Annotated in this window: 40 protein-coding genes; 13 read left to right on the forward strand and 27 right to left on the reverse strand. The window is 44.7% G+C overall.

What is annotated here, in order from left to right; translation table 11 throughout:
- Positions 1 to 26: 26 nt before the first annotated feature.
- Positions 27 to 1,457, reverse strand: a complete 1,431-nt coding sequence (gene cysN, locus L8S15_RS10575; protein WP_016768648.1) for a sulfate adenylyltransferase subunit CysN — start codon at positions 1,455 to 1,457, stop codon at positions 27 to 29.
- 18 nt (positions 1,458 to 1,475) lie between these two features.
- Positions 1,476 to 2,420 carry a sulfate adenylyltransferase subunit CysD gene (cysD, locus tag L8S15_RS10580; RefSeq protein ID WP_226088532.1) on the reverse strand — a complete coding sequence of 315 codons (945 nt, stop codon included), beginning with the start codon at positions 2,418 to 2,420 and terminating at the stop codon, positions 1,476 to 1,478.
- 411 nt (positions 2,421 to 2,831) lie between these two features.
- Between cysD and L8S15_RS10585 the strand changes: the two genes are divergently transcribed.
- The 11 genes from L8S15_RS10585 (at position 2,832) to L8S15_RS10635 (ending at position 12,868) form a co-directional block, all read left to right on the forward strand.
- On the forward strand, positions 2,832 to 4,808 hold the full coding sequence (locus L8S15_RS10585; RefSeq protein WP_280572987.1) for a bifunctional 2',3'-cyclic-nucleotide 2'-phosphodiesterase/3'-nucleotidase: 1,977 nt from the start codon (positions 2,832 to 2,834) through the stop codon (positions 4,806 to 4,808).
- A gap of 338 nt (positions 4,809 to 5,146) precedes the next feature.
- On the forward strand, positions 5,147 to 5,734 hold the full coding sequence (locus L8S15_RS10590; RefSeq protein WP_102265451.1) for a DedA family protein: 588 nt from the start codon (positions 5,147 to 5,149) through the stop codon (positions 5,732 to 5,734).
- Positions 5,731 to 6,864: an ATP-grasp domain-containing protein gene (locus tag L8S15_RS10595; RefSeq protein WP_280572996.1), complete on the forward strand. Its 1,134-nt coding sequence runs from the start codon at positions 5,731 to 5,733 to the stop codon at positions 6,862 to 6,864. The genes L8S15_RS10590 and L8S15_RS10595 overlap by 4 nt, the downstream gene beginning before the upstream one ends.
- Positions 6,865 to 6,883: 19 nt before the next feature.
- The gene (locus tag L8S15_RS10600) at positions 6,884 to 7,426 is read left to right on the forward strand and encodes a hypothetical protein (RefSeq protein ID WP_016768652.1); all 543 of its coding nucleotides are present in this window, start codon (positions 6,884 to 6,886) and stop codon (positions 7,424 to 7,426) included.
- Between the two features lies 1 nt (position 7,427).
- The gene (locus L8S15_RS10605) at positions 7,428 to 8,177 is read left to right on the forward strand and encodes an NRDE family protein (RefSeq protein WP_016788484.1); all 750 of its coding nucleotides are present in this window, start codon (positions 7,428 to 7,430) and stop codon (positions 8,175 to 8,177) included.
- Positions 8,178 to 8,189: 12 nt separating this feature from the next.
- Positions 8,190 to 8,627: a YHS domain-containing (seleno)protein gene (locus L8S15_RS10610; RefSeq protein ID WP_016768653.1), complete on the forward strand. Its 438-nt coding sequence runs from the start codon at positions 8,190 to 8,192 to the stop codon at positions 8,625 to 8,627.
- A gap of 10 nt (positions 8,628 to 8,637) precedes the next feature.
- Entirely contained in the window at positions 8,638 to 9,081 is a 444-nt protein-coding gene (locus L8S15_RS10615; RefSeq protein ID WP_102460969.1) for a hypothetical protein, read from the forward strand.
- A gap of 12 nt (positions 9,082 to 9,093) precedes the next feature.
- Positions 9,094 to 10,848, forward strand: a complete 1,755-nt coding sequence (locus L8S15_RS10620) for a lysophospholipid acyltransferase family protein (protein WP_280573003.1) — start codon at positions 9,094 to 9,096, stop codon at positions 10,846 to 10,848.
- Between the two features lie 95 nt (positions 10,849 to 10,943).
- Entirely contained in the window at positions 10,944 to 11,510 is a 567-nt protein-coding gene (locus L8S15_RS10625; protein WP_010435114.1) for a Crp/Fnr family transcriptional regulator, read from the forward strand.
- 57 nt (positions 11,511 to 11,567) lie between these two features.
- Entirely contained in the window at positions 11,568 to 12,020 is a 453-nt protein-coding gene (locus tag L8S15_RS10630) for a GNAT family N-acetyltransferase (RefSeq protein WP_010435116.1), read from the forward strand.
- Positions 12,020 to 12,868, forward strand: coding sequence for a DMT family transporter (locus tag L8S15_RS10635; protein ID WP_010435119.1), 849 nt, complete (start codon positions 12,020 to 12,022; stop codon positions 12,866 to 12,868). Before L8S15_RS10630 ends, L8S15_RS10635 begins: the two co-directional genes overlap by 1 nt.
- A gap of 58 nt (positions 12,869 to 12,926) precedes the next feature.
- Here L8S15_RS10635 and L8S15_RS10640 read toward each other — a convergent pair whose 3' ends face one another.
- On the reverse strand, positions 12,927 to 13,505 hold the full coding sequence (locus L8S15_RS10640) for a LysM-like peptidoglycan-binding domain-containing protein (RefSeq protein ID WP_010435121.1): 579 nt from the start codon (positions 13,503 to 13,505) through the stop codon (positions 12,927 to 12,929).
- Positions 13,506 to 13,718: 213 nt separating this feature from the next.
- Here L8S15_RS10640 and L8S15_RS10645 point away from each other — a divergent pair, with 213 nt between their 5' ends.
- Both L8S15_RS10645 and L8S15_RS10650 read left to right on the forward strand, forming a co-directional pair.
- Positions 13,719 to 14,339, forward strand: coding sequence for an FKBP-type peptidyl-prolyl cis-trans isomerase (locus L8S15_RS10645; protein ID WP_008220519.1), 621 nt, complete (start codon positions 13,719 to 13,721; stop codon positions 14,337 to 14,339).
- Positions 14,340 to 14,475: 136 nt separating this feature from the next.
- The gene (locus L8S15_RS10650; protein WP_010435125.1) at positions 14,476 to 14,970 is read left to right on the forward strand and encodes a DUF2780 domain-containing protein; all 495 of its coding nucleotides are present in this window, start codon (positions 14,476 to 14,478) and stop codon (positions 14,968 to 14,970) included.
- A 263-nt stretch (positions 14,971 to 15,233) separates the two neighbouring features.
- Here the strand turns inward: L8S15_RS10650 and rplQ are convergent, their stop codons facing one another.
- From rplQ to rplB, 24 genes are all read right to left on the reverse strand, one after another.
- Entirely contained in the window at positions 15,234 to 15,614 is a 381-nt protein-coding gene (gene rplQ / locus L8S15_RS10655) for a 50S ribosomal protein L17 (protein WP_004729812.1), read from the reverse strand.
- A 24-nt stretch (positions 15,615 to 15,638) separates the two neighbouring features.
- Complete coding sequence (gene rpoA, locus L8S15_RS10660) at positions 15,639 to 16,631, reverse strand: DNA-directed RNA polymerase subunit alpha (RefSeq protein WP_004729813.1); 993 nt, start codon at positions 16,629 to 16,631, stop codon at positions 15,639 to 15,641.
- Between the two features lie 22 nt (positions 16,632 to 16,653).
- Entirely contained in the window at positions 16,654 to 17,274 is a 621-nt protein-coding gene (rpsD, locus tag L8S15_RS10665) for a 30S ribosomal protein S4 (protein WP_004738777.1), read from the reverse strand.
- A 31-nt stretch (positions 17,275 to 17,305) separates the two neighbouring features.
- On the reverse strand, positions 17,306 to 17,695 hold the full coding sequence (rpsK, locus tag L8S15_RS10670) for a 30S ribosomal protein S11 (protein WP_004738778.1): 390 nt from the start codon (positions 17,693 to 17,695) through the stop codon (positions 17,306 to 17,308).
- Positions 17,696 to 17,714: 19 nt separating this feature from the next.
- Positions 17,715 to 18,071, reverse strand: coding sequence for a 30S ribosomal protein S13 (gene rpsM / locus L8S15_RS10675; protein ID WP_004738779.1), 357 nt, complete (start codon positions 18,069 to 18,071; stop codon positions 17,715 to 17,717).
- Between the two features lie 148 nt (positions 18,072 to 18,219).
- Positions 18,220 to 18,333: a 50S ribosomal protein L36 gene (rpmJ, locus tag L8S15_RS10680; RefSeq protein ID WP_000868186.1), complete on the reverse strand. Its 114-nt coding sequence runs from the start codon at positions 18,331 to 18,333 to the stop codon at positions 18,220 to 18,222.
- 41 nt (positions 18,334 to 18,374) lie between these two features.
- Complete coding sequence (gene secY, locus L8S15_RS10685) at positions 18,375 to 19,709, reverse strand: preprotein translocase subunit SecY (RefSeq protein ID WP_004738781.1); 1,335 nt, start codon at positions 19,707 to 19,709, stop codon at positions 18,375 to 18,377.
- A gap of 20 nt (positions 19,710 to 19,729) precedes the next feature.
- Positions 19,730 to 20,164, reverse strand: coding sequence for a 50S ribosomal protein L15 (gene rplO / locus L8S15_RS10690; protein ID WP_004736758.1), 435 nt, complete (start codon positions 20,162 to 20,164; stop codon positions 19,730 to 19,732).
- A gap of 5 nt (positions 20,165 to 20,169) precedes the next feature.
- Complete coding sequence (gene rpmD, locus L8S15_RS10695) at positions 20,170 to 20,346, reverse strand: 50S ribosomal protein L30 (protein WP_004736756.1); 177 nt, start codon at positions 20,344 to 20,346, stop codon at positions 20,170 to 20,172.
- Between the two features lie 7 nt (positions 20,347 to 20,353).
- On the reverse strand, positions 20,354 to 20,854 hold the full coding sequence (gene rpsE, locus L8S15_RS10700; RefSeq protein WP_004738783.1) for a 30S ribosomal protein S5: 501 nt from the start codon (positions 20,852 to 20,854) through the stop codon (positions 20,354 to 20,356).
- A 14-nt stretch (positions 20,855 to 20,868) separates the two neighbouring features.
- Entirely contained in the window at positions 20,869 to 21,222 is a 354-nt protein-coding gene (gene rplR / locus L8S15_RS10705) for a 50S ribosomal protein L18 (protein ID WP_004738784.1), read from the reverse strand.
- Between the two features lie 9 nt (positions 21,223 to 21,231).
- On the reverse strand, positions 21,232 to 21,765 hold the full coding sequence (gene rplF / locus L8S15_RS10710) for a 50S ribosomal protein L6 (RefSeq protein ID WP_010435141.1): 534 nt from the start codon (positions 21,763 to 21,765) through the stop codon (positions 21,232 to 21,234).
- Positions 21,766 to 21,775: 10 nt separating this feature from the next.
- On the reverse strand, positions 21,776 to 22,168 hold the full coding sequence (gene rpsH, locus L8S15_RS10715) for a 30S ribosomal protein S8 (protein ID WP_009847785.1): 393 nt from the start codon (positions 22,166 to 22,168) through the stop codon (positions 21,776 to 21,778).
- 29 nt (positions 22,169 to 22,197) lie between these two features.
- Positions 22,198 to 22,503: a 30S ribosomal protein S14 gene (gene rpsN, locus L8S15_RS10720; protein ID WP_004738789.1), complete on the reverse strand. Its 306-nt coding sequence runs from the start codon at positions 22,501 to 22,503 to the stop codon at positions 22,198 to 22,200.
- Positions 22,504 to 22,519: 16 nt separating this feature from the next.
- A complete protein-coding gene (gene rplE, locus L8S15_RS10725; protein WP_004738790.1) occupies positions 22,520 to 23,059 on the reverse strand; it encodes a 50S ribosomal protein L5 in 540 nt (179 codons plus the stop codon).
- A gap of 24 nt (positions 23,060 to 23,083) precedes the next feature.
- Complete coding sequence (rplX, locus tag L8S15_RS10730) at positions 23,084 to 23,401, reverse strand: 50S ribosomal protein L24 (RefSeq protein ID WP_004738792.1); 318 nt, start codon at positions 23,399 to 23,401, stop codon at positions 23,084 to 23,086.
- Between the two features lie 11 nt (positions 23,402 to 23,412).
- Positions 23,413 to 23,784, reverse strand: a complete 372-nt coding sequence (gene rplN, locus L8S15_RS10735; protein ID WP_004736740.1) for a 50S ribosomal protein L14 — start codon at positions 23,782 to 23,784, stop codon at positions 23,413 to 23,415.
- Positions 23,785 to 23,946: 162 nt separating this feature from the next.
- On the reverse strand, positions 23,947 to 24,201 hold the full coding sequence (gene rpsQ / locus L8S15_RS10740) for a 30S ribosomal protein S17 (protein ID WP_004736739.1): 255 nt from the start codon (positions 24,199 to 24,201) through the stop codon (positions 23,947 to 23,949).
- On the reverse strand, positions 24,201 to 24,392 hold the full coding sequence (gene rpmC / locus L8S15_RS10745) for a 50S ribosomal protein L29 (RefSeq protein WP_004736737.1): 192 nt from the start codon (positions 24,390 to 24,392) through the stop codon (positions 24,201 to 24,203). The genes rpsQ and rpmC overlap by 1 nt, the downstream gene beginning before the upstream one ends.
- Positions 24,392 to 24,802, reverse strand: coding sequence for a 50S ribosomal protein L16 (rplP, locus tag L8S15_RS10750; RefSeq protein ID WP_004736736.1), 411 nt, complete (start codon positions 24,800 to 24,802; stop codon positions 24,392 to 24,394). Before rplP ends, rpmC begins: the two co-directional genes overlap by 1 nt.
- 11 nt (positions 24,803 to 24,813) lie before the next feature.
- Positions 24,814 to 25,512 (reverse strand): 30S ribosomal protein S3, encoded by a 699-nt coding sequence (gene rpsC / locus L8S15_RS10755; protein ID WP_004736734.1) that lies wholly within the window; start codon positions 25,510 to 25,512, stop codon positions 24,814 to 24,816.
- A gap of 18 nt (positions 25,513 to 25,530) precedes the next feature.
- On the reverse strand, positions 25,531 to 25,863 hold the full coding sequence (gene rplV, locus L8S15_RS10760) for a 50S ribosomal protein L22 (protein ID WP_004736732.1): 333 nt from the start codon (positions 25,861 to 25,863) through the stop codon (positions 25,531 to 25,533).
- Positions 25,864 to 25,873: 10 nt separating this feature from the next.
- A complete protein-coding gene (gene rpsS / locus L8S15_RS10765) occupies positions 25,874 to 26,152 on the reverse strand; it encodes a 30S ribosomal protein S19 (protein WP_004736729.1) in 279 nt (92 codons plus the stop codon).
- Between the two features lie 19 nt (positions 26,153 to 26,171).
- A complete protein-coding gene (gene rplB / locus L8S15_RS10770; RefSeq protein WP_010435149.1) occupies positions 26,172 to 26,996 on the reverse strand; it encodes a 50S ribosomal protein L2 in 825 nt (274 codons plus the stop codon).
- Positions 26,997 to 26,998: the final 2 nt, after the last annotated feature.

Raw genomic sequence — 26,998 nt, forward strand, 5'->3', positions numbered from 1 at the left:
TGATTCAATGAGCAATTACTTGTCGTTTATGACTTCAGTAACTGGCTTAAATCCTTGGCATCCCAATGAGGGAAGTGTTTACGAACCAATGCGTTGAACTCAAGTTCAAATGCAGAGAAGCTACCTACTTGCTGTTCAACAGAGTCCAAACGATCTCGAATCAAACCTGCACCAACCGTTACGTTGGTAAGACGGTCAATAACAATAAAACCACCGGTATCGGCACTTTCACGATATTTATCCAGCGCAACAGTTTCGTTCAATGACCATTCACATAAACCAATACCATTCAGTGGCAGCTCATCCACTTCATAGGTCGACAAATTATTGATGTCATACTGATGACGAACTACTTCAACCTGACCAACCGTTTTCTTGCCCGCGATTTTGATGTCGTAAGCTTTACCTGGTTTCAGGGGTTGTTCAGTCATCCACACGATATCTGCCAATACATGGTTAGTGGATTCAATTTGCGCGTTTTCCAACACAATCAAATCACCACGACTGATATCGATCTCATCTTCAAGGGTCAACGTTACCGCCAATCCCGCTTGTGCAGATTCCAAATCGCCATCAAAAGTCACAATGCGTGCAACTTTAGAGGTCTTGCCAGATGGAAGCGCCTTGATCTCGTCACCCACACTCACACGTCCAGAAGCAACGGTGCCAGCAAATCCGCGGAAGTCTAAATTAGGACGGTTCACATACTGCACAGGGAATCGGAATTCACCTGCAGAGCGTTTTTGGTCAATGTCTACATTCTCTAGCACTTCTAATAGAGACGGGCCTTCGAACCATGCAAGCTCTTTGCTTGGCGCTGCAACGTTAATACCTTCAAGCGCAGAAACAGGCAGGATTTGAATATTGGTTTCGCCTTCTAGGTTTTCAGCAAATTCTAGGTACTCATCGCGAATCTCTTCAAAACGATCTTGTGCATAATCCACTAGATCCATCTTGTTGACTGCTACAATGAAATGCTTCAGACCAAGTAGATTGGAGATAAACGAATGACGACGCGTTTGATCCAATACGCCCTTACGAGCATCAATCAAGATCACAGCCAGATCACACGTTGAAGCGCCTGTTGCCATGTTGCGCGTGTACTGCTCATGCCCTGGAGTATCAGCAATAATGAACTTACGTTTTTGCGTCGAGAAGTAGCGGTACGCTACATCGATCGTAATGCCTTGCTCACGCTCAGCCTGCAGACCATCAACAAGCAGTGCTAAATCAGGCTTCTCACCCGTAGTACCTACTCGCTGACTATCAGAGTGAACAGCTGCTAGCTGATCTTCATAAATCTGTTTTGTATCATGGAGCAAACGGCCAATTAACGTACTTTTGCCATCATCTACCGAGCCACAAGTTAAAAATCTAAGCATAGATTTATGCTGATGCTGACTTAGATAACCTTCAATCCCTAGTTCAGCCAATTCGGCTTCTACTGCACTATTCATTTTTCTTTCCTTAGATTCTTAGAAATAACCTTGGCGCTTTTTCAGCTCCATCGAGCCCGACTGATCATGGTCAATCGCTCGACCTTGACGCTCACTAGAAGTAGCCACCAGCATCTCTTCAATAATGCCTGTTAACGTATTGGCTTCAGATTCAACCGCTCCAGTTAGTGGGTAGCAACCTAAAGTTCGGAAACGAACACTTTTCTCTTCAATCACTTCACCTTCTTGCAGCTCCATACGGTCATCATCAACCATGATCAGCATGCCATCACGCTCAACCACAGGGCGTTTGTCTGAAAGGTAAAGTGGAACAATATCAATGCTCTCTAAATAGATGTATTGCCAAATATCGAGCTCAGTCCAGTTTGATAGAGGGAATACACGAATGCTCTCGCCTTTATTTACTTGGCCGTTATAGGTATGCCAAAGCTCTGGGCGTTGGTTTTTTGGATCCCATGTGTGATTCTTGTCGCGGAAAGAGTAAACACGCTCTTTTGCTCGAGATTTTTCTTCATCACGACGTGCACCACCAAAAGCAGCATCGAATCCATACTTATTTAACGCCTGCTTAAGGCCTTGAGTTTTCATGATGTCAGTGTGTTTCGAAGAACCATGCACAAATGGGCTACATCCCATTTCAATACCTTCTGGGTTCTTATGGACTAAAAGGTCAAAGCCGTACTTTTTAGCCGTACGATCACGAAATTCAATCATCTCGCGAAATTTCCAATCGGTATCAACGTGTAACAGCGGGAATGGAATCTTACCTGGGTAAAACGCTTTGCGAGCTAAATGAAGCATCACAGAAGAATCTTTACCTATGGAGTACATCATCACTGGGTTATCAAACTCAGCCGCTACTTCACGGATAATATGAATACTTTCCGCTTCTAGCTGTTTTAAGTGGGTTAAACGTTCTTGGTCCATTTCAGTGCTTCCTTTAAGGCTCGCGTTACGAGCAATTCATTACTTGGCATACCAAGTAAGGGATTTAACTCATCCACTGGTGTGAATGGGAGTATTGGCACTAGAAGAAAACAGAAGCTTCGTATGAGCTATCCTTGCTATTCATCTGCCTGATACGTCCTTGATATAGGCATTATGACGAGCCTCTCATATTACTGGAAATTCTAAAATTTCATTTTTTATTCGAAAAGCTGATAAGGGATTGGATCTATCGATAAACAGATGAAATGAATGGACTAATATTATCGATATCATTTGTACATTGATGGGCAGCTTTGAGAGGTATATTGCAGAACACCATAAAGTAATCGATCAAAGTCACGATTTAACATTCGTTGTAATCATTGTTTCATTCGATTTTGTTACATTACGCAACAAATTTTCTACTATCCACTTTGGAGCTACACAATGAAAGTTGCAATAAAACCTTTGTCATTGGCTGTACTTGCGGGTCTTGGTTTGACTCTAGCAGGCTGCACAACAACACCAGATACCGATGAAGTGATTAAACTACGTGTCGTAGAAACGACGGATATCCATACCAACCTAATGGATTACGACTACTACAAAGACAAGCCATCGAAGAAAATCGGCTTAGCACGTACTGCAACTCTAGTAAAAGAAGCTCAAAACGAAGTAACCAATAGCGTATTAGTTGATAACGGTGATTTACTGCAAGGTAGCCCAATGGGTGACTACATGGCAGACAAAGGCATCGTTGCTGGTGAGGTTCACCCTGCATATAAAGCAATGAACCAACTAAGCTACGACGCTGCAAACCTAGGTAACCACGAGTTCAACTACGGTCTTGAGTTCCTAGAAGAGTCTATCAACGACGCTGATTTCCCATACATCAGTGCTAACGTTTACGACGCAGAAACCAAAGAACACTACTTCACGCCTTACATCATCAAGACTCACACGTTTGAAGATACAGCAGGCGTAAAGCATGAAGTAAAAGTCGGCTACATCGGTTTTGTTCCACCACAAATCATGACGTGGGATAAGAAGAACCTAGAAGGCAAAGTGATCGCTCGCGATATCATTGAGACAGCTAACGAGTTAGTACCTCAAATGAAAGCGGAAGGCGCTGAAGTTATCGTTGCTATCCCTCACTCAGGCGTATCAACTGACCCGTACAAAAATGGCGAAGAAAACTCAACGTTCTACCTATCTGAAGTAGACGGCATTGATGCAATCGCATTCGGCCACTCTCACGCAGTATTCCCAGGTAAAGGTTTTGATGACATTCAAGGCATCGACAACGAAACGGGCACAATGAACGGCGTTGCGGCAGTAATGCCTGGTCGTTGGGGTAGCCACGTTGGTGTTATGGATCTAACACTTGCACAAAAAGACGGTAAGTGGGAAGTCGTTAAAGGCCAATCAGAAGCACGCCCTATCTACGACAAGATAGAAAAGAAATCACTTGCTGCTGCTGATGAAGGCATCGTAACAGCACTAGAAAAAGACCACGCAGGTACTCGTGAGTTTGTTAACCAACCGATTGGTAAAGCAGACGATGTGATGTACAGCTTCCTGTCTCTAGTACAAGACGATCCAACAGTTCAAATCGTTAACCTTGCACAGAAAGATTACGTTGAACAGTTCATCCAAGGTGACCCAGACCTAGATGGTACGCCAGTACTTTCAGCCGCTGCACCATTCAAAGCCGGTGGCCGTAAGAATGATCCAGCGAACTTCACTGAAGTTGAATCTGGTCAACTGACATTCCGTAACGCAGCTGACTTGTACCTCTACCCGAACACACTAGTTGCGATGAAGGTTACAGGTCACGAAGTAAAAGAGTGGCTTGAGTGTTCTGCTGGTCAGTTCAACCAAGTGGATGTTAACTCAACTGCACCACAACAGTTGATCGAATGGGATAACTTCCGTACTTACAACTTCGATGTAATCGACGGTGTTGATTACCAAATCGACGTAACTCAACCTGCGAAATACGATGCAAACTGTAAAGTGGTTAACCCTGACTCACAGCGTATTGTTGGCCTAACTTACCAAGGTAAGCCAATCGACATGAAGCAAGACTTCCTGATCGCAACCAACAACTACCGTGCATACAGCGCTAAGTTCCCAGGCACAGGTGAAGACTTCATCGCATTTGATGCACCAGATGAGAACCGTACTGTTCTTGCAAACTACATATCTCGCGTAAGCAAAGAGCAAGGTCAAGTGAGCCCAAGCGCGGATAACAATTGGTCATTTGCGCCAATCAAAACGGATAACAAACTAGATATCCGCTTTGAAACATCTCCAAGCGACAAAGCAGCAGAGTTCATCAAAGAGAAGGGTCAATACCCGATGAAACGTGTTGCGACTGACGATATTGGTTTTGCTGTTTACCAGATTGACCTAACTAAATAGATTGCTTAAGTAATCCATAGTTAACATTCTGAAAGGCTGAGTTTAACGACTCAGCCTTTTTCTTTTTCACATGGGATCCCCATATCCAACGCCCGGCTTTCAAATCCAAAATCTCGATACATCTACTTTAAAAACAACACATTATTCGCTTTCATTTCGCTTTCATTTCGCTTTAAGATCGACTTAAACAACGCATTTCAAACCACGGATGGAATCAAGCTCGCACAAAAAATCCTCAATCATCTGTAAGTTTTTCTCAACTCCTCGTGTCTATTTAATTTACTACACTCAATGAATGACCAATAAGCCATTCATTTATAGGATAGATAGGACATTTGATGAGCACCGTCGAGAGTATCCAAGCATGGTTAAATACAGGAGAGGAATCGCTGCTATGGCTGATGCTTGGCATTATCGCGCTTTCTTATCTGCTTGAAGATCTGGCGATTGTTACGGCGGCAGGTATAGCGACTCAAGGTCTAATACTTCCTCAATATGCGCTGCTTGCCATTTTCATCGGCATTGCCACGGGTGATCTCGGTCTTTATTACTTAGGAAAGTCAGGACGTTACTTCCGAGGTGTGCGATATAAAGCTCTCACGAATAAGTACTTTCGTTTGCTTCGTACCAAACTACGTCAGAACGCATTCAGCAGCCTTTTTGTCATCCGCTTTATTCCCGGGCTTCGTACCGTCGGCTTTACCTTAAGTGGCTTTTTCGCAGTCCCACTCCCTACTTTCTTATTTGCCGTTATTAGTGCCACTGCGATCTGGACTGGCATTGTCTTCTCTGCCATCTACTATTTAGGGACATCAGCGTGGCTGCAAGCCTCTGAATATCAATGGGTCGTCATCCCATGTGCCATCGCTTTGCTGTTTATCTGCAATCGATTAATGAATAGAACCTACTCTAGAGGATTATCATGAGTTCATCGCAAGATATTCGCATCATTCCATCACATCAAATCAATGCTGGCATGCCCCTACTTGAAAAAGATACCGTGCGCAGTGTCTCTCCTTATGAGTTTCTTCCGGCTTGGTTTTTCTACACGCCAGTGGTGATTCAAAGCCTGATGCAAGGGTTACGGCACTTTGACTGGACACTGCCGCTCATCGCTAACCCGAGCATCAAGTTAAGCGGAATGGTCGGCGAATCAAAACACGAGATACTGAGCCTTGCCGGATCATCGAGTCAGCGTTGGATCTCTCCGTTTATCACCTTAACCAAAACGGATCTTAGCAGTAAGAAACAAGCTGAAGATGCGCGCAGCGCACTCATACAGTCGGATCTCTATTTCCCGATTGTGGCTAAACCGGATCTTGGTTGTCGAGGTGTTGGTGTTAAGCTGATCAACACACAAGATCAACTAGAACAGTATGTTGAATCTTTCCCAAATAATGCTCGCTTTCTATTGCAAGAAAAGGCGCCTTATCAAGCCGAAGCGGGTGTATTCTACGTTCGTTACCCAAACAAAAAGCAAGGCGAGATCATCTCGATCACACTCAAGTATGCGCCAATGGTGGTGGGTGATGGCAGCTCTACACTCAAACAGTTAATTGAAAATAGCCCGCGTGCAGGACAGCTCAGTCACCTCTATCTGCCAAGACATCAAGGTAAATTGGATCAAGTGCTCGCAGAGGGCGAAGAGTTTCAACTCGCGTTCGCAGGCAGCCATAGTCGTGGTTGTATCTTTCGAGACGGTAATCAATACATCACTCAGGCTCTAACAGAACGTTTAGACGAGATATTCGATGATTTCGATGGCTTTCATTTTGGCAGACTCGACGTCAAATTTAAGGACATGCATAGCCTAATGAACGGCGAGAATTTCACTATCCTCGAGGTCAATGGTGCGAGTAGCGAAGCCGGACATATCTGGGATCGCAACACACCACTACGAGAGATATTTTCTACACTACTTCTGCAATACCGCATTCTTTTTGATATAGGTGCTCAACAGAAGCACCGAGGCCATAAGACTCCCTCTTTCAAGAGCTTATTTGCTGCGTGGCAAGAAGAGCGACGTCTTGTTCAACAATATCCGACCACCGATTAACTTTGTACGAGGACCATGAATGAACCCCATAGCCCAACCAAGCGCCCTCACTTCTTTCTCTCCAAGTATCACAGGAGCGGTAGAAATATTGAACCAGGGGCTAGAGTTTTTGTTAGCGATATCCGACAGCGACTACCTGACACGAGCAAAGCCGCACGTTACAAGCTCTATTGGTGAACATACTCGTCATACGCTCGATCTTTTTCACGCCTTGATCTTAAAAGAGAATGCAACCGTTGATTACAACACTCGCCGTCGTGGTCATCCCGTCGAGTACGAGCGCTCAATTGCAGTAAAAGAGATCCATTATGTGATCAACTGGCTTGAGCGATTAGACCGTCGGGATCTCGAAGCGCCTATCATGATCCAAACCGAAGTTTCAATGGATGCTCAAGTATTCGCAAGCCTACCTTCTACGCTAGAAAGAGAAGTCACCTTCGCCGCGCTGCATGCCAATCATCATTACGCGATGATCAAAGTGATCACCACCTTCCTAGACATTGACACCTGCAATACCTTTGGTTACGCCCCAACGACTAGCAGCTATCTGAGGGAACAATAATATGTGCTCAGTCTCTTGGCTACTTGAAGAAAATGGTTATCAGGTCTTTTTCAATCGTGATGAACAGAAAGCACGAGCACTGGCGATGCCGCCTAAACAATATCGAGTCAACGGTGTCGATATCATAATGCCACTCGACCCTACTGGCGGTGGTAGTTGGATAAGCATTAATGAGTTCGGGCTTTCTTTATGCCTACTCAATAACTATCAAGGCATAGTACCTGCTGGTCCTTTGGTCAGCCGCGGTTTATTACTTAAAAACCTATCATCGAGTCGTAACATCAGTAAGCTCTCTGAAGCATTTCATCAGCTAGACCTACACTCTTTTGCTCCTTTTACCTTGTTGGCTTTCGCCCCGAATTTAACTCAGAACAGTGGTTTGGTTATCGCCTACATGTGGGATGGTATTCAACAAAAAATCGTCGACACTGATTCTCCACTCTTCTCATCCGGTGTCGATTTAGAACGCGTGCAAGCTTATCGTAAAGCGAAATATGATCAGCTGATGGAAACCGGTAAGAATCAACAGAACTTACTGATGTTCCACTCTCATCATCACAGCGAACAACCTCATTTAGCAACCTGTATGCATCGTGAAGACGCACACACGGTGAGCTTTACTCATTTACGCAACCTACACGGCCAAGCTTCGATGTTTTATGCACCTGGCTCGCCTTGCGAACCCATTAAGCCATGTCGGATAAATCAACAGCGCTTTACCTTCGATTTATCACCCGCAATCAATCTATAGATGGAGTCTATCATGAGAAAACTATTAACCATGGTTCTGCTACTTGTTAGCCCGTACGTATTTGCCGCCGATGAAATCTACACCGGATTCTTTAGCAGCAAGGCACTCGATGGCTACGATACTGTCGCGTATTTCACTTCCGGTAAGCCCGTCGAAGGCAGTCAAAAATTCAGCACCGAGTACAAGGGTGCAGACTGGTATTTCTCTTCTGAAAAGAATTTGACTTTATTTGTTAATAATCCTGAAAAATATGCCCCTCAATATGGAGGTTATTGCGCTTGGGCTGTATCAGCCAAGAGCGACTTTGCACCTGGAGACCCTCATCAATGGACGATTGTTGATAACAAGCTTTACCTCAACTACGACCAGGAGATTAAGCAACGCTGGGAGCAAGACCAAGCACAACATATCCAACAAGCCGATAAAGTTTGGCCGAAACTGATCAAGTAAGGGAATAACGATGACATTCACTCCAACCAAGCATATCCCTGCGGCATTTATCGCGTTTGTGTTTATTCAGTCACTGTTTTTTAAGTTCACTGGCTCATTCGAGACTGAACATATCTTTGGCACTCTCGCGACATGGTCTGGACTAAGTTGGTTCGGCTCGCTTGGCGGCTATTTAATTGGATTCGCGGAATTGATTGCTGCTATTTTGCTATTCACACGCTGGCATGGCCTTGGAGCCATCATGACAGTGGGAATTATGAGTGGCGCGATTTTCTTCCACCTGTTTACGCCACTCGGCATTCAAATGCCTGAGTTCAATACAGCGGGTGACATTGTCGGTTATGACGGCGGGTTATTGTTTGGTATGGCATGCCTAGTCTGGTTATGCGGTGCATTTTTAAGTGTGAAAGATTTCAAGAATCAAGACGGTTTCCTAAACAACTTTAGTCAATAAGGTAGCTTCATTATGATTGATAGTCCTTTTCGTTTACCACGTTACACACCTTTTGGTTTAGGTGAGTCTGTTGTCGAGTGGGCAACTGGGCTATCTAAGCTAGACAAACTCTATCAAGATAGACCGAACGAGTTATCTAGCTTTGAGTTTATGCATCACACTCTATCGGCACTCAATATCGACTATTCGGTTTCATCTGGAACCACAGAGAATATTCCAGAAGATGGGCCTGTGGTGATTGTGGCCAATCATCCTCTTGGCGCGATTGAAGGCGTGATCCTTGCTGATCTCGTAGGATCGGTAAGGAAAGATGTAAAGGTACTGGCGAATGAGTTGCTCAAGCGACTGCCTGAACTGGATGATCTTTTCATCGGAGTCGATGTCTTTAATAGCAAAGAATCGAAACGAACCAACGCCAAAGCGATTCGAGATGCCAATCGTCACTTAGCAGATGGTGGACTGCTGATTGTGTTCCCTGCGGGCGAAGTCTCGAGTTACCGCAAAGGGGCAAAGACACTGACAGACATCGAATGGAGCAAATCGGTAGCCAAATTCGTCAAACGTCATCAAGCCACTACGGTACCTATCTTTATCAATGGTAAAAACAGTGAGCTTTTCTATCAAGCTGGCCGTGTCCATCCACTATTAAGAACAGCTCTACTCGGCCGTGAACTCCTCAATAAGCAAGCGACCACGATCGCTATCTCTATTGGCTCTTCGATTCCATATTCAGAAATAAAATCGTTTGAACAAGAAATGGATATCGTCAACTACCTGCGACTCAATACCTACCTGATGAGTCAACAAGATAGCCCGAACACACCAATCCACGCGCCCTCTTTTGATACTCAAGTGATTGCTCCGATTCCACAAGAAGTCTTGGCAATAGAGATAAATTCACTCCCTGAAGAGATGAAACTGCTCGAGCAAGGTGACTTCGAGGTCTACTGCACGCCAAGCCAATCTATCCCTAACTTAATGCGCGAGATTGGTCGAGTCAGAGAAGAAAGCTTTAGAGAAGTCGGAGAAGGCAGCGGCCTTGCCTGTGATTTGGATGAGTATGACCTTTACTACCATCAACTGTTTGTGTGGAATAAAACTAAAGCAGAACTAGTCGGTGCGTATCGACTCGGTATGGTCGACAAGCTAATCGCTGAGCATGGGCTTGATAAACTCTACTCTCGTAGCCTGTTTAACTACAATCAAGAGTTCATTAACACCTTAGATAACAGTATTGAACTAGGACGCTCCGTAGTGAGTAAACCTTATCAAAAGAGTCTTAACTCACTGTTACTATTATGGAAAGGCATCGCGGCCTTTGTATATCACCACCCTCAATATACCCATTTATTTGGTCCGGTAAGTATCAGTAATGATTACAGCCACAATGCACGATTATTGATAGCGACCACCTTATCCATACATCATTACGATGAACAAAAGGCGAACCTGGTTTCTCCTTCGTCACCACTCAATACCAGTAATAATGTGTTCTGGCAGAATCACCTACTATCGTCATTGGCGAGTGTCCCTCTGCTTTCTAAAGTGTTGGCTCGTATGGAGCAAGGAAAAGGCCTACCAGTACTGCTTCGCCAATACCTGGGGATGAACGGTAAACTGGTGTGCTTTAACGTCGACCCATCGTTTAATGATGCTTTGGATGGCTTGATTGTCGTCAACCTCAAGAAGGTACCATTGAAAACTCTAGGCAAATATATGGGCCGAGAACTTGCTCAAGACTATCTAGAGCAGCATTCAAAGCATTAGGTCATTAATACTGACCCTATATTGATATTCAAATTCTGTACCTCTCCCCAAATAAGTGCGATGATTTCGACACTTATTTGGGCTAGGTCACCTTCATGCACACGTCTTTTATCGAACAACTACAAAGCTTTGATTTCTCTGAAAATCAGATTGAATCTCTATTAGCCGTCGCAAAGCCCCTTGAGCTCCCAACAAGACACATCCTGATCAATCAAGGTGAGATGGCGAGTTCAATCTACTTTGTGCTTGAAGGCTTATGTCATGCTTGTTACCTCACTAATGACGGAAAACAATACAGTAAAGAATTCTACTGGGAACAAGACTGGATCATAGGCTTTGAGAGCTTGATAAAAAACCAAGCGTCCCCTTACCTATTAGAAACGCTCACACCCATCACCATGTTAGAACTGCCAATGAACGCCGTAATCGAGTGGCGAGCATCAAACAACCCTCTATACCTAAAGTTGTTAGAAACTCAGCTCATGCATAAAGAAAACAAAGAACGCTTTATGCTGCTCTATACTCCTGAACAACGTTACCAACTGTTCTGCGAACATTATCCTGATCTTGAACAGCGCTTGAACGACAATCAAATTGCCGCTTACCTAGGAATAACCGCCATCAGCCTTAGCAGAATTAAAAGTCGAATTAACAATAGTTAATGCCAACAATCATCGCGCATAGTACATTCAGAGCATCGATAATCTCTGGATGTAAACATGATCACTTGGCACTCAATTCCTTTTTCTGAACTCTCAACACAACAGCTGTATCAACTACTTAAATTAAGAGTCGATGTATTTGTGGTTGAGCAAACTTGTCCTTATCCAGAGCTCGACGGCAAAGATATACTCACAGGTGTTGAGCACCTACTTGGTTATTCTGATAAAGAGTTAGTAGCGTGTGCACGCATACTCCCTCCTGGCACCACATACGATAACGTCAGTATCGGTCGTGTCGCGACCAAGCAATCAGCAAGAGGAAATGGCTTAGGGCACCAATTGATAAAAGAGGCATTGATTCGTTGTGAAGAACTTTGGCCAAACGCGACCATAGACATCGGTGCACAAGAACACCTAGAAAACTTCTATGCAAGCCATGGGTTCAATACGGTGTCTGAGATGTATCTGGAAGATGATATTCCACATCTAGACATGAGATTAGAGAAATAATGTCGAATATCACTGTCGGTATTTTATTACTGATTGCAGGTAACTTGTTTGCCTCGTTTTCCGACGTAGCGGTAAAACTGTTGAATGGCGAAGTGCCGCCACTTCAGTATATTTTTTTCCGACAGTTGATATCTCTGATCATCATTACGCCTTTGTGGCTGCAGCAGAAAAAAGAAAAACGGCACTTAAAACAAGCTAAAATAACCTTCATACGAGGGCAGCTTATCTTAATCGGTAGTGGATGTATGGTTGTTGCAATCACTCACTTATCTTTGGCCACCGCTAATGCTGTATTTTATGTCGCGCCCTTATTGATGTTGCCTCTATCGATGTTTCTACTAAAAGAGCAACCAGCACTCGGTAAAGTTATCGCCACCACAATAGGCTTTATTGGTGCGCTGATTGTATTGAGACCTTCGCAATTTCATTGGGCAGCGCTGTTTGCTTTGGGGACAGCACTCACTCTCGCACTATTTAATGTACTCGTAAGAAAGCTTCCTAGTGAACAAACCGTCATCACAACACTGTGGTGGACAACGCTATTTTCCATTCCTGCATCATTGATACTGTGCTTTCTATACTGGCAACCCGTGTCTGTCGAGCACTTGGGATACATAGCCCTGAGTGCAACACTCATATTAAGCTATAACGGCTTTGCCGTTTCCGCTTACCAAAAAGCTCATTCCAACCAAATAGCATTAGCTGAATATTCAGGATTAGTCTTTGTCGCACTTATAGGTGCGCTATGGTTTAACGAGATTCCAGACACATTAACTTTTACCGGAATAATGCTCATTATCTTACCACTAGCACCTTTTAAGCGACCAAAAAAAAGAGCTAACGCTTAGCTCTTTTTATCACTGATCTATGTCTATGAAGTGCCTTAACTAACGGGTCAGAATCGCTCTATTTGCTTCGACCAAAACCACCGTCAGACAGTCTAAAGAACATTACCGAAGTATCACCCTTCTCTAGCTGAAGAATATCCAGTTGCCCAGTCTCAGCAAGTTTGAAACGAACGAGCTGACCCTTGCGGATCTGGCTTAGTGGCTTATCAGCACCTTCAATACGAACCAAGGCATTAAGATCAGACAATGGCAAATCATTATTTCGGAAAACCTGCGCTAGAGTATCTCCTTGTTTAACAAGGTACTCTTGCCAATTACTGGGTTCTGATGAATTGCTTTTGGCATTTTGCTGTTCACTTAAACCAACGGTGTTTATCTCAAGCTCAACGCGCGATGTTATCGGAGCAGAATCCACTTTCGGTTCTGGTAGCGGCACAAAAAGTAAAATTAATACAATCGGCGAAATCACCATCAATAATCTCTGGTGCAGCTTTGGTAATGAACTCCAAGTTTCCGTTATCGAAGTCTTCATCTTCTTTATATCGATTGAGTTCAATTTCGCTTTTATCTGTTCCAGTCGAACCTTGAGCTCTGCTAAGTGGTCAACTTTTTGCTTTTTCTTTTGACGACGATTCATGCCACTGCGTCCTATATATTGAATAACTACAGTATAAAAACCAAAGTACCAACAGTATAGATCTTTCCGTCACAACGGAGAGCAAAGCGAGAAAATTGACATCCCTGTGATATCAGCACGGTAAAGCACAAGTGATCATAGGCTAGCCGTTTCTTCACGCTGCTAATACTGGTATTCTTACCCTTTTCGTACTGACAAAAAGAGTGACTTTTCATGTCTGAAGTAAAATTTGAAACTGTAGAGCAAAAAGCTAGCTACGGTATCGGTCTACAAATGGGCCAACAACTTGCTGGTTCTGGTCTTGAAGGCCTAAACGTTGACGCAATTGCTGCTGGTATCGCAACAGCTCTAGTTGGTGACATGCCAGCTATCGAAGTTGACGAAATCAACAACGCACTACAAGAACTACACACTCGTGGTGAAGCTGCACGTCAAGAACTAGCTAAAGCTGCTGCTGCAGATGGCGAAGCTTTTCTAGCTGACAACGCTCTTCGTTCAGAAGTAACAGTTCTTGAGTCTGGTCTTCAATACGAAGTACTAACTGAAGGTACTGGTGAAATCCCAACTGCAGACAAGCAAGTACGTGTTCACTACCATGGCGAACTAACTGACGGTACTGTTTTCGACAGCTCTGTATCTCGCGGTCAACCAGCTGAATTCCCAGTAACTGGCGTAATTCAAGGCTGGGTACAAGCTCTACAAATGATGCCTGTTGGCTCTAAGTGGAAGCTATACATCCCTCAAGATCTAGCATACGGTGAGCGTGGCGCAGGTGCTGCAATCCCACCATTTGCTGCTCTAGTATTTGAAGTAGAACTTCTAGCTATTCTTTAATTTTTATAAAAAGCCTCAGTGAAACAAATTACTATATAGGCAAATAAAATTAAAATAATCCAACGGCGATGTGACTACATCGCCGTTTTTCGTTTATAGTGGAAGAGTAAATGACTTTATTACTTAAGGACAAATAATGAAGAAAGTACTCATCACTGTTTTAAGCAGCCTTGCTGTTGTCTCTTGCGCTAGTACTAGCGATTCTGGCACAACCAGTTCTACTTCTGATACCAACTATTCCCAATTGACTCAAACTGCACTTATGGCTGCGGTGAATATGTGGTCTCAACAAAATGAAACAACACCTCTGGCAGATACCGTTGCCAATCAAGCATCAGTTACGAGCGATCAAGCTGTTGGCGGGATTGGTTCGATGCTCGCTCTTGCACAGAATTCACTTGGCACAGCAGATAACAACGAGCTTGCGTCACTCATTCCAGGAATGTCTACGCTTGAATCTACTGGCCTAACATCGGTACTAAATTCGCAAGGCGCGGTTGAAAGTGCTTTCTCAGGTTTAGGAATGGATTCGTCAATGATCAGCACGTTTGCGCCAATCATTCTTCAAGCACTTCAATCCCAAGGTGCGACGAGTGGCCTAATGGATTCACTTGCAGCTGTTTGGCAATAAGATTAGCGATTAGCGATTAGCGATTAGCGATTAGCGATTAGCGATTAGCGATTAGCGGAATAATATCGATAAGAAGAGCACAGAGGTGCTCTTTTTTGTACGTGGAAGAAAGGAGATACGAGATATTTTTGGAAAATGGCTCAGATCAAGCAAGTAAAAATGCCAAACATCATGGTACAAGTTCTTAATATACATTTCCTTACTCTACAGATACAAAAAAGCCGAGCTAATGCTCGGCTTTTGTATTAAGAATCTAGTTTAGATTACTCAGCAGCTTCTTCAGCAGCTGGGCGGTCTACAAGCTCAATGTAAGCCATTGGAGCTTTATCACCAGTACGGAAACCACATTTAAGAATGCGAGTGTAACCACCTTGGCGAGCCGCGAAACGCGGGCCTAGTTCATTAAATAGTTTTGCTACCACTTCGTTATCACGAGTGCGAGCAAATGCAAGACGACGGTTAGCAACACTGTCTGTCTTAGCTAGGGTAATCAATGGCTCAATTACGCGACGTAGTTCTTTTGCTTTTGGCACGGTAGTTTTAATAACTTCGTGACGAACAAGAGAGCTAGCCATGTTGCTGAACATCGCTTTGCGATGACTGCTGTTGCGGTTGAGTTGACGACCACTTTTACGATGGCGCATGACCTAATCCTTCTAACTTTTCGATTAATCTTCAGCGATTGACGCTGGTGGCCAGTTTTCTAGACGCATGCCTAGAGAAAGACCACGTGAAGCAAGCACATCTTTAATCTCTGTAAGAGATTTCTTACCAAGGTTTGGCGTTTTAAGTAGCTCAACCTCAGTGCGCTGTACAAGATCACCGATGTAGTGAATCGCTTCTGCTTTCAAACAGTTAGCAGAGCGAACTGTTAGTTCAAGATCGTCTACAGGACGTAGTAGGATAGGATCGAATTCTGGCTTCTCTTCCTTCTCCTCAGGTACACGTACATCACGAAGATCTACGAACGCATCCAATTGTTCAGCTAAAATAGTAGCTGCGCGACGGATTGCTTCCTCAGGTTCTAGAGTACCGTTCGTTTCCATATCGATAACAAGCTTGTCTAAATCAGTACGTTGTTCTACACGTGCTGCTTCTACAGCGTAAGCGATTTTATCAACCGGGCTGTAAGTAGCGTCAACTAGTAGACGACCGATAGGACGCTCATCTTCTTCAGTATGGATACGAGCTGAAGCTGGAACGTAACCACGACCACGTTCTACTTTGATACGCATAGCGATCTCAGCATTGTCATCCGTTAGGTGACAAATTACGTGCTCAGGGTTAGCGATCTCTACATCACCATCGTGGGTGATGTCACCTGCAACAACAGGGCCTGAGCCTGATTTGTTCAGTGTAATAAACACTTCATCTTTGCCTTCAGCAACGCGTACAGCTAAACCTTTAAGGTTTAGAAGGATTTCCAGGATATCTTCCTGAACGCCTTCTTTAGTGCTGTATTCGTGTAGCACACCTTCAATTTCAACTTCTGTTACGGCACAACCCGGCATAGAAGATAGAAGAATGCGGCGAAGAGCATTACCTAGAGTGTGGCCGAAACCGCGCTCTAATGGCTCAAGAGTTACTTTCGCGTGTGTCGTATTGATCTGTTCAATGTCAACAAGACGCGGCTTAAGAAATTCTGTTACAGAACCCTGCATTGTGTCCTCTCTTTTTTTAACCTTACTTAGAGTAAAGTTCGACGATCAAGTGTTCATTGATGTCAGCTGATAGGTCAGAACGCTCAGGCATACGCTTGAATGTACCTTCCATTTTGCCAGCATCTACTTCAATCCAAGTTGGCTTTTCACGTTGTTCAGCAACTTCTAAAGCCGCTTTAATACGAGATTGCTGTTTAGCTTTCTCGCGGATAGAAACAACGTCGTTTGCCGCTACTTTGAAAGAAGGAACGTTTACAACTTTACCGTTAACTAGGATAGACTTGTGGCTAACTAGTTGACGAGATTCAGCACGAGTAGCGCCAAAACCCATACGGTAAACTACGTTATCAAGACGACCTTCAAGAAGCTGAAGCAGGTTTGCACCCGTGTTGCCTTTAAGACGTGCAGCTTCTTTGTAGTAGTTGCGGAATTGTTTTTCTAGAACGCCGTAGATACGACGAACTTTTTGCTTCTCACGAAGCTGAACGCCATACTCAGATAGACGACCGCGACGAGCGCCGTGTACACCTGGTGCGTTATCAATTTTACACTTGGTATCGATCGCACGGACACCAGACTTAAGGAATAAGTCAGTACCTTCGCGACGGCTAAGCTTCAGCTTAGGACCCAAATATCTTGCCATGATCTTTCTCCAATATTCCTAGAAACGAAACTTAAACGCGACGTTTCTTAGGTGGACGACAACCGTTATGAGGGATTGGTGTCGCATCAACAATGTTAGTGATACGGAAACCAGCAGCGTTCAGTGCACGAACAGTAGATTCGCGACCTGGACCTGGACCCTTAACCATAACTTCCAAGTTCTTTAGGCCATATTCTTTAGCCATTTCACCACAACGCTCAGCTGCAACTTGTGCTGCGAACGGAGTAGATTTACGAGAACCACGGAAACCTGAACCACCTGCTGTAGCCCATGCAAGAGCATTGCCTTGACGGTCAGTGATAGTTACGATTGTGTTGTTGAAAGAAGCATGAATGTGCGCTACGCCATCAGCTACTTGCTTGCGTACGCGCTTACGCGCGCGAGTTGGTTGTTTTGCCATTGTACTCTACCTTATCCGACTATTTCTTGATCGGCTTGCGCGGACCCTTACGGGTGCGAGCGTTGGTTTTAGTACGCTGTCCACGTAGTGGTAGACTGCGACGATGACGAAGACCGCGGTAACAGCCAAGGTCCATAAGACGCTTGATGTTCATCGATACTTCACGACGTAGATCACCTTCTACAGTGTATTTAGCTACACCATCACGCAGTTGATCGATCTGCTCTTCAGTTAGTTCACTGATCTTAGCATCTTCAGCAATACCCACTTCAGCTAGAATAGCTTGAGAGCGAGTTTTACCAATACCGTAGATTGCAGTAAGTGCAATTACAGAATGCTTATGATCAGGAATGTTAATGCCGGCTATACGGGCCATTATTCACTCCTAAGGGGTTCATAAAAGAATTATCCGCAGCAAAGCCCGTTATGGATACGCTGCGGCATACTACTTCTTTTGCACGCAAAAGGTAGGCCGAGGAATATACTCGACTCTACCTAGTATTTCAAGTAAAAATTTCTGCTGATTAGCCTTGGCGTTGCTTATGCTTTGGCTCACTGCAAATCACGCGAACGACACCGTTACGCTTGATAACTTTACAGTTACGGCAGATTTTTTTAACGGAAGCACGAACTTTCATTGCTAAACTCCGTAAATGGAATCGAAATAATTACTACCGAATTAACGGCCGTAACCTTTCAGATTCGCTTTCTTTAACACAGAATCATACTGTTGTGACATCAGATGAGTCTGTACCTGTGCCATGAAATCCATGATAACTACCACTACGATTAGTAGTGATGTGCCGCCGAAGTAGAAACGAACGTTCCACGCGACCATCATGAATTCAGGAATCAGACATATAAAAGTAATGTATAGAGCGCCCGCAAGGGTTAGTCTAGTCATCACTTTATCGATATATTTCGCTGTCTGCTCACCTGGGCGGATACCGGGTACGAATGCACCAGACTTCTTCAAGTTATCAGCTGTCTCGCGAGGGTTAAACACCAACGCTGTATAGAAGAAACAGAAGAAGATTATAGCTGCTGCATAAAGCATTACATACAAAGGTTGACCTGGGCTAAGAGCTAATGACACGTCAGTTAACCAACCGAACGCGCTGCTTTCACCATTTTGACCAAACCACTGCGCTAATGTTCCTGGGAACAAAATAATACTTGATGCAAAAATCGCTGGAATAACACCTGCCATATTAATCTTAAGAGGCAAGTGAGAGCTTTGTGCTGCAAAAACTTTACGACCTTGTTGACGTTTCGCATAGTTAACGACGATACGACGTTGACCACGTTCCATGAAAACTACGAAGTAAATAACAGCAAAAGACAATACAGCAATCAACAGCAGAAGAAGCACATGCAATTCACCTTGACGCGCTTGCTCGATTGTTTGACCGATTGCAGAAGGCAATCCAGCAACAATACCTGCAAAAATCAGAATGGAAATACCATTACCGATTCCTCGCTCAGTGATTTGTTCACCTAACCACATTAAAAACATGGTACCAGTTACTAAACTCACGGTAGCAATAAGCGTAAACATGGTTTGGTTGATAACAACCAGATTGTCGACCATGTTTGGTAAGCCTGTTGCGATACCAATAGCTTGGAATGTTGCAAGTACAAGCGTGCCGTAGCGTGTATATTGGCTTATCTTACGACGGCCTGCTTCACCCTCTTTCTTGAGTTCCGCTAACGCTGGATGAACTACAGTTAGCAATTGGACTACGATCGATGCCGAAATGTACGGCATGATACCCAATGCTAATATAGATGCACGCTCAAGAGCACCACCGGAGAACATGTTAAACATTTCAACGATGGTACCTTTTTGCTGATCGAACAAATCGGCAAGTACAGCTGCGTCAATACCAGGGATCGGCACAAAAGAGCCGGCTCGGAATACTAAAAGTGCACCAATTACGAATAATAAGCGCGACTTTAGTTCACTTAAGCCGCTCTGAGCACTACGAAAATCTTGTCCTGGTTTCTTAGCCATCTGTACCTCGTTCCTCGAGATTATTCCTCGATTTTACCGCCTGCAGCTTCGATTGCAGCTTTAGCGCCTTTAGTCACGCGTAGACCTTTAACAGTCACAGCTTTGCTTAGGTCACCAGAAAGAACGATCTTAACAAATTCGATGTTCTTAGTGATAACGTTAGCAGCTTTAAGGCTGTTAAGATCAACTACGTCACCTGTTACTTTCGCTAGCTCAGCTAGACGAACTTCAGCAGACACTAGGCTCTTACGAGAAGTGAAACCGAATTTAGGTAGACGTTGTTTTAGAGGCATTTGACCGCCTTCAAAACCTGGACGAACAGAGCCGCCAGAACGTGACTTTTGACCTTTGTGACCGCGGCCACCTGTTTTACCAAGGCCAGAACCGATACCACGACCTACACGCTTCTTAGAAGGTTTAGAGCCAGCAGCCGGCGATAGAGTATTCAAACGCATTCTGATTACTCCTCAATCTTAACCATGTAGTAAACCTTGTTGATCATACCGCGTACGCACGGTGTATCTTCAAGTTCTACTGTATGGTTGATGCGACGAAGACCTAGACCTTTAAGGCACGCTTTGTGCTTAGGTAGGCGACCAATTGAGCTTTTAGTTTGAGTTACTTTAATAGTTGCCATCGTGTTCTTACTCCGAAATAGATTCAACAGTTAGACCACGTTTAGCAGCAACCATTTCTGGTGACTTAACGTCTACTAGAGCACCAATCGTTGCACGAACGATATTGATAGGGTTCGTTGAACCGTATGCTTTAGAAAGTACGTTATGTACGCCCGCAACTTCAAGTACAGCACGCATTGCACCACCGGCAATAACACCTGTACCTTCTGCAGCTGGCTGCATGTAAACTTTAGAGCCCGAATGACGACCTTTCACCGGGTGGTGAAGAGTGCCTTCGTTAAGCGCAACAGTAACCATGTTACGACGCGCTTTTTCCATTGCTTTTTGAATCGCAGCAGGTACTTCACGAGCTTTGCCGTAACCGAAACCTACGCGACCATTACCGTCACCAACTACTGTTAGTGCAGTGAAGCTCATGATTCGACCACCTTTAACCGTCTTAGATACACGGTTAACAGCGATCAGCTTTTCTTGCAAATCATTAGCTTGTTGTTGTTCTTTAGCCATCTTCCAACCCTACCTTAGAATTTCAGACCAGCTTCGCGAGCAGATTCTGCTAGCGCCGCTACTCGACCGTGGTATTGGAAACCAGAACGATCGAATGCAACCGAAGCTACGCCTTTTTCAAGAGCGCGCTCAGCAACAGCTTTACCAACTGCTTTAGCTGCATCAACGTTACCAGTGTTCTTAACTTGCTCACGGATCGCTTTTTCTACAGTAGAAGCAGCTGCGATAACCTCAGAGCCGTTTGCCGCGATAACTTGTGCGTAAACATGACGAGGAGTACGGTGTACTACCAAGCGAGTTGCGCCAAGTTCTGCAATCTTACGACGTGCACGTGTAGCACGACGGATGCGAGATGCTTTCTTATCCATAGTGATACCTTACTTCTTCTTAGCTTCTTTAGTACGCACATTTTCATCTGCGTAACGAACACCTTTACCTTTGTAAGGCTCAGGAGCACGGTAAGAACGAATGTCAGCCGCAACTTGACCTACTACTTGCTTATCGCAACCAGTAATAATGATCTCAGTTTGGCTAGGGCACTCAGCTTTAATACCTTCAGGTAGAGCGTGCTCTACTGGGTGAGAAAAACCAAGAGTTAGACCTACAGAGTTGCCTTTCATAGCAGCACGGTAACCAACACCCTTAAGAGTTAGCTTCTTAGTGAAGCCCTCAGTAACACCCACAACCATGTTGTTAACTAGAGCGCGAGCTGTACCAGCTTGTGCCCATGCGTTAGCAACACCTTCTTTCGGACCGAAAGTTAGGTTGTTTTCTTCTTGTGCAATAACTACGGCGCTGTTAAGAACGCGAGTAAGCTCACCTTTGCTACCTTTTACAGTAACTTCTTGGCCGTTTAGTTTCACCTCTACGCCAGCTGGAATAGCGACAGGTGCTTTAGCAACACGAGACATAATCTACTCCTTAAGCTACGTAACAGATGATTTCACCGCCAAGACCTGCTTTACGAGCAGCACGGTCAGACATCAGACCCTTGGAAGTAGAAACAACTGCAATACCAAGACCACCCATCACTGTAGGTAAAGAGTCTTTATTTTTATAAACTCTTAGACCAGGACGTGATACACGCTTGATTTGCTCGATTACAGGTTTAGCTTGGAAGTACTTAAGAGTAACTTCTAGCTCAGGTTTTGCTTCGCTGTCAACAGCGAAGTCTACGATGTAACCTTCAGCTTTAAGTAATGCAGCAATTGCAACTTTAAGCTTTGAAGAAGGCATTTTTACAGCAACTTTGTTTGCTGCCTGACCGTTACGAACGCGGGTCAGCATATCCGAAATCGGATCTTGCATGCTCATAAGATTTACTCCAAATGATTAAGTGGCAATTACCAGCTAGCCTTACGAAGACCCGGAATCTCGCCTTTCATGCAAGCTTCACGAACCTTAATGCGGCTTAGACCGAATTTACGTAGGTAACCGTGTGGACGACCAGTTTGGTTGCAACGGTTGCGCTGACGTGATGCACTTGAATCACGTGGAAGAGATTGCAGTTTAAGAACCGCATTCCAACGATCTTCTTCAGATGCGTTTACATCGCTAATGATAACTTTTAGCGCAGAACGCTTTTCAGCGAACTTAGCTACTAGTTTTGCACGTTTAGCTTCACGTGCTTTCATTGATTGTTTAGCCATAACAGTAACCCTACCCTTACTTACGGAATGGGAAGTTAAAGGCAGCCAGCAGAGCTCGGCCTTCCTCATCGGAACCCGCAGAAGTCGTGATAGTGATATCAAGACCGCGGACGCGATCGACTTTATCGTAGTCGATTTCCGGAAAGATGATTTGCTCGCGAACGCCCATGCTGTAGTTACCGCGACCGTCAAAAGACTTAGCGCTAACACCACGGAAATCACGTACACGTGGAAGTGCAATAGAGATTAAACGCTCTAAAAATTCCCACATGCGCTCACCACGCAAGGTTACTTTACAACCAATTGGGTAGCCTTCACGAATTTTGAAACCAGCTACAGATTTACGCGCTTTAGTGATAAGTGGCTTTTGACCAGAGATCGTTGCCATATCAGCTGCTGCGTTTTCTAGCAGTTTCTTATCGTTGATTGCTTCACCAACGCCCATGTTTAGGGTGATTTTCTCAATCCTAGGGACTTGCATGACGCTTGTGTAGCTGAACTCTTTGGTAAGCTCAGCGACTACAGACGACTTGTAGTAATCATGCAGTTTCGCCATAGTAGAACTCCAAATTACTTCTAATTAGTTAGAAACAGTTTCGCCGTTAGATTTGAAGAAACGAACTTTCTTGCCATCTTCGATACGGAAACCGATACGGTCTGCTTTACCAGTAGCCGCGTTAAAAACAGCAACGTTAGAAGCATCAATAGCTGCTTCTTGTTCAACGATGCCACCTTGTTGACCTAGAGCCGGAACCGGCTTTTGGTGTTTCTTAACAAGGTTGATGCCTTCAACGATAACTTTACCAGTTGTCAGAACCTTAGTTACTTTACCTTTCTTGCCTTTATCTTTACCAGCAAGAATGATTACTTCGTCATTACGACGGATTTTAGCTGCCATGTTGCCGCTCCTTACAGAACTTCAGGTGCTAGTGATACAATCTTCATGAATTTCGCGTTACGAAGTTCACGAGTCACAGGACCAAAGATACGTGTGCCGACTGGTTGCTCAGTAGTGTCATTTAACAATACACAAGCATTACTGTCGAAGCGAATGACAGAACCGTCTGGGCGACGAACGCCTTTACGGGTGCGCACTACTACCGCCTTCAGAACATCACCTTTCTTTACTTTACCGCGAGGAATCGCTTCCTTCACTGTAACCTTGATGACGTCACCGATATGTGCATAACGGCGGTGAGAGCCACCCAGAACCTTAATACACATTACCTTGCGCGCGCCAGAGTTATCTGCTGCGTCAAGTGTACTTTGCATCTGGATCATTGTTAGTGCTCCGCTAAATATTAAAACTAGACCCTCTCGGGTCGGGCTGCCTCTTTAAAAGGGACGCGAATTGTACCACCCTTTTTTTAAATTGGGTAGACAAAAAACAAGCGGCTCCAAAAAATAATTTGGAGCCGCTTATAAGTTATAGAATTACAAAGATTAAATCTTCGCTTTTTCTAGAACTTTAACCAATGTCCAAGACTTAGTCTTAGACAGAGGACGACACTCAGCGATTTCAACTTTGTCGCCTAGGCCACAAGTGTTGTCTTCGTCGTGTGCGTGTACTTTAGTCGTGCGTTTGATGAACTTGCCGTAAATCGGGTGTTTTACAGTACGTTCAATAGCAACAACGATAGACTTGTCCATCTTGTCACTTACTACACGGCCTTGCTGGATGCGGTTAGTTTCGCTCATTATGCGCCTGCCTTTTCAGTCAAAACAGTTTTCACACGTGCGATGTCACGGCGTACAGCTTTTAGAGTATGAGTTTGCTGAAGTTGACCAGTTGCAGCTTGCATGCGCAAGTTGAACTGTTCACGTAGCAAATTCAATAGCTCAGCGTTAAGCTCTTCAACGTTCTTTTCGCGTAGATCTTGTGCTTTCATCACATCACCTGCTTAGTTACAAAAGTAGTTTTAACAGGCAGTTTACGTGCCGCTAGGCGGAACGCTTCACGTGCCAACTCTTCAGGTACGCCATTCATCTCGTACATAACTTTGCCTGGTTGGATTTGAGCAACCCAGTACGCAACTGAACCTTTACCTTTACCTTGACGAACTTCAAGAGGCTTTTCAGTAATCGGTTTGTCTGGGAAAACACGGATCCAGATTTGACCTTGACGCTTAATGTGACGTGTCATAGCACGACGTGCCGCTTCGATTTGACGTGCAGTCAGACGACCACGGCCAACAGCTTTAAGACCGAATTCGCCGAAGCTTACTTCAGTACCTTTAGCTAGACCACGGTTACGACCAGTCATAACCTTGCGGAACTTAGTACGTTTTGGTTGTAGCATCGTTCGACTCCTTACTTACGGCCTTTACGCTGCTTCTTAGGCTTATCGCCTTTTGGCTCTACTGCGTTAGCAGCTGGCATACCGCCTAGAATCTCACCTTTGAAGATCCAAACTTTAATGCCGATCACACCGTATTGAGTGTGAGCCGAAGAAGTTGCGTAATCAATGTCTGCACGTAGAGTGTGTAGAGGCACACGGCCTTCACGGTACCACTCTGAACGTGCGATTTCAGCACCGCCAAGACGGCCGCCTACTTGTACTTTGATGCCTTTAGCGCCTAGACGCATAGCATTTTGTACCGCACGCTTCATTGCACGACGGAACATAACACGACGCTCTAGTTGAGACGCGATGCTATCAGCTACAAGCTGACCATCTAGCTCAGGCTTACGTACTTCAGCGATGTTAATTTGCGCTGGTACACCTGCGATTTTAGCTACAGCTGCGCGTAGCTTCTCTACGTCTTCACCTTTCTTACCGATAACAACGCCAGGGCGAGCAGTGTGAATAGTCACACGGATGCTCTTAGCTGGACGCTCGATAACGATACGAGATAATGATGCTTTTTGTAGTTCCTTTGTAAGGAACTGACGTACCTTGAAGTCGCCGTCTAGGTTGTCAGCGAATTCGTTGGTATTAGCAAACCATGTAGCATTCCAAGGCTTAACGATGCCAAGACGAATACCATTAGGATGTACTTTCTGACCCATTGCTTACTCTCCTAGTCTTTAGCGATCTGCTACAACAATAGTGATGTGGCTTGAACGCTTCAAGATACGATCCGCACGACCTTTAGCACGAGGCATAATACGCTTCATGATAGGGCCCTCATCTACGAAGATTTTAGCGACATTTAGATCGTCGATATCTGCACCTTCGTTATGTTCCGCGTTAGCGATAGCTGACTCAAGAACTTTCTTAACTAATACAGCAGCTTTTTTGTTGCTGAAAGTTAGAATTTCTAGAGCCTGGTCTACCGACTTACCGCGAATTTGGTCTGCAACTAAGCGAGCTTTCTGTGGAGAAATACGAGCAAAGTTATGTTTAGCTAAAGCTTCCATCATCTACTCCTTATTTCTTCTTAGCTTTCTTATCTGCAGCATGACCGCGATAAGTACGAGTTGGTGCAAATTCGCCCAGTTTGTGACCGATCATTTCTTCGGTAACGAAAACTGGAACGTGCTGACGACCATTATGGACAGCGATGGTCAAACCAATCATTGTTGGGATGATCATTGAGCGACGGGACCAAGTCTTAATAGGCTTTTTGTCTCCGCTTTCCACCGCTTTCTCTACCTTCTTCAGCAAGTGTAGGTCAATAAAAGGACCTTTCTTGAGAGAACGTGGCATGGCGATTCCTCTTTATAAATTATTTAGTGCGACGACGTACGATGTACTTGTCAGTGCGCTTGTTCTTACGAGTCTTGAAGCCCTTAGTAGGAACGCCCCAAGGAGATACTGGGTGACGACCACCAGATGTGCGGCCTTCACCACCACCATGTGGGTGATCCACCGGGTTCATTACTACACCACGTACGGTTGGACGTACGCCGCGCCAGCGTGAAGCACCAGCTTTACCAAGTTCACGTAGCATATGCTCAGAGTTACCAACTTCACCGATCGTTGCACGACCTTCAGAAAGTACTTTGCGCATTTCACCAGAACGTAGACGGATAGTTACGTATGCACCATCGCGAGCGATGATTTGAGCATAAGCACCAGCCGAACGAGCTAGTTGAGCACCTTTACCAGGCTTAAGTTCAACACAGTGTACAGTAGAACCTACTGGGATGTTGCGCATCGGCAGAGTGTTACCTGCTTTGATTGCAGCATCTACGCCAGATTGAATCTGGTCGCCTGCGTTAACACCTTTAGGTGCAATGATGTAACGACGCTCACCGTCTGCGTACAGAACTAGAGCGATGTTAGCACTACGGTTTGGATCGTATTCTAGACGCTCAACTTTCGCTGGGATGCCATCTTTAGTACGTTTGAAGTCAATTACACGGTAATGGTGCTTATGACCACCACCGATGTGACGTACTGTAATACGACCGTTGTTGTTACGACCACCGTTCTTAGAGTTTTTCTCTAGAAGTGGTGCGTATGGCTTACCCTTGTGTAGGTCAGCGTTAACAACTTTAACGACGTGACGACGACCAGGGGAAGTCGGCTTACATTTAACAATAGCCATTT

It is taken from the genome of Vibrio sp. S/42/10 (assembly GCF_029890535.1).
Taxonomy (GTDB): Bacteria; Pseudomonadota; Gammaproteobacteria; order Enterobacterales; family Vibrionaceae; genus Vibrio; species Vibrio cyclitrophicus.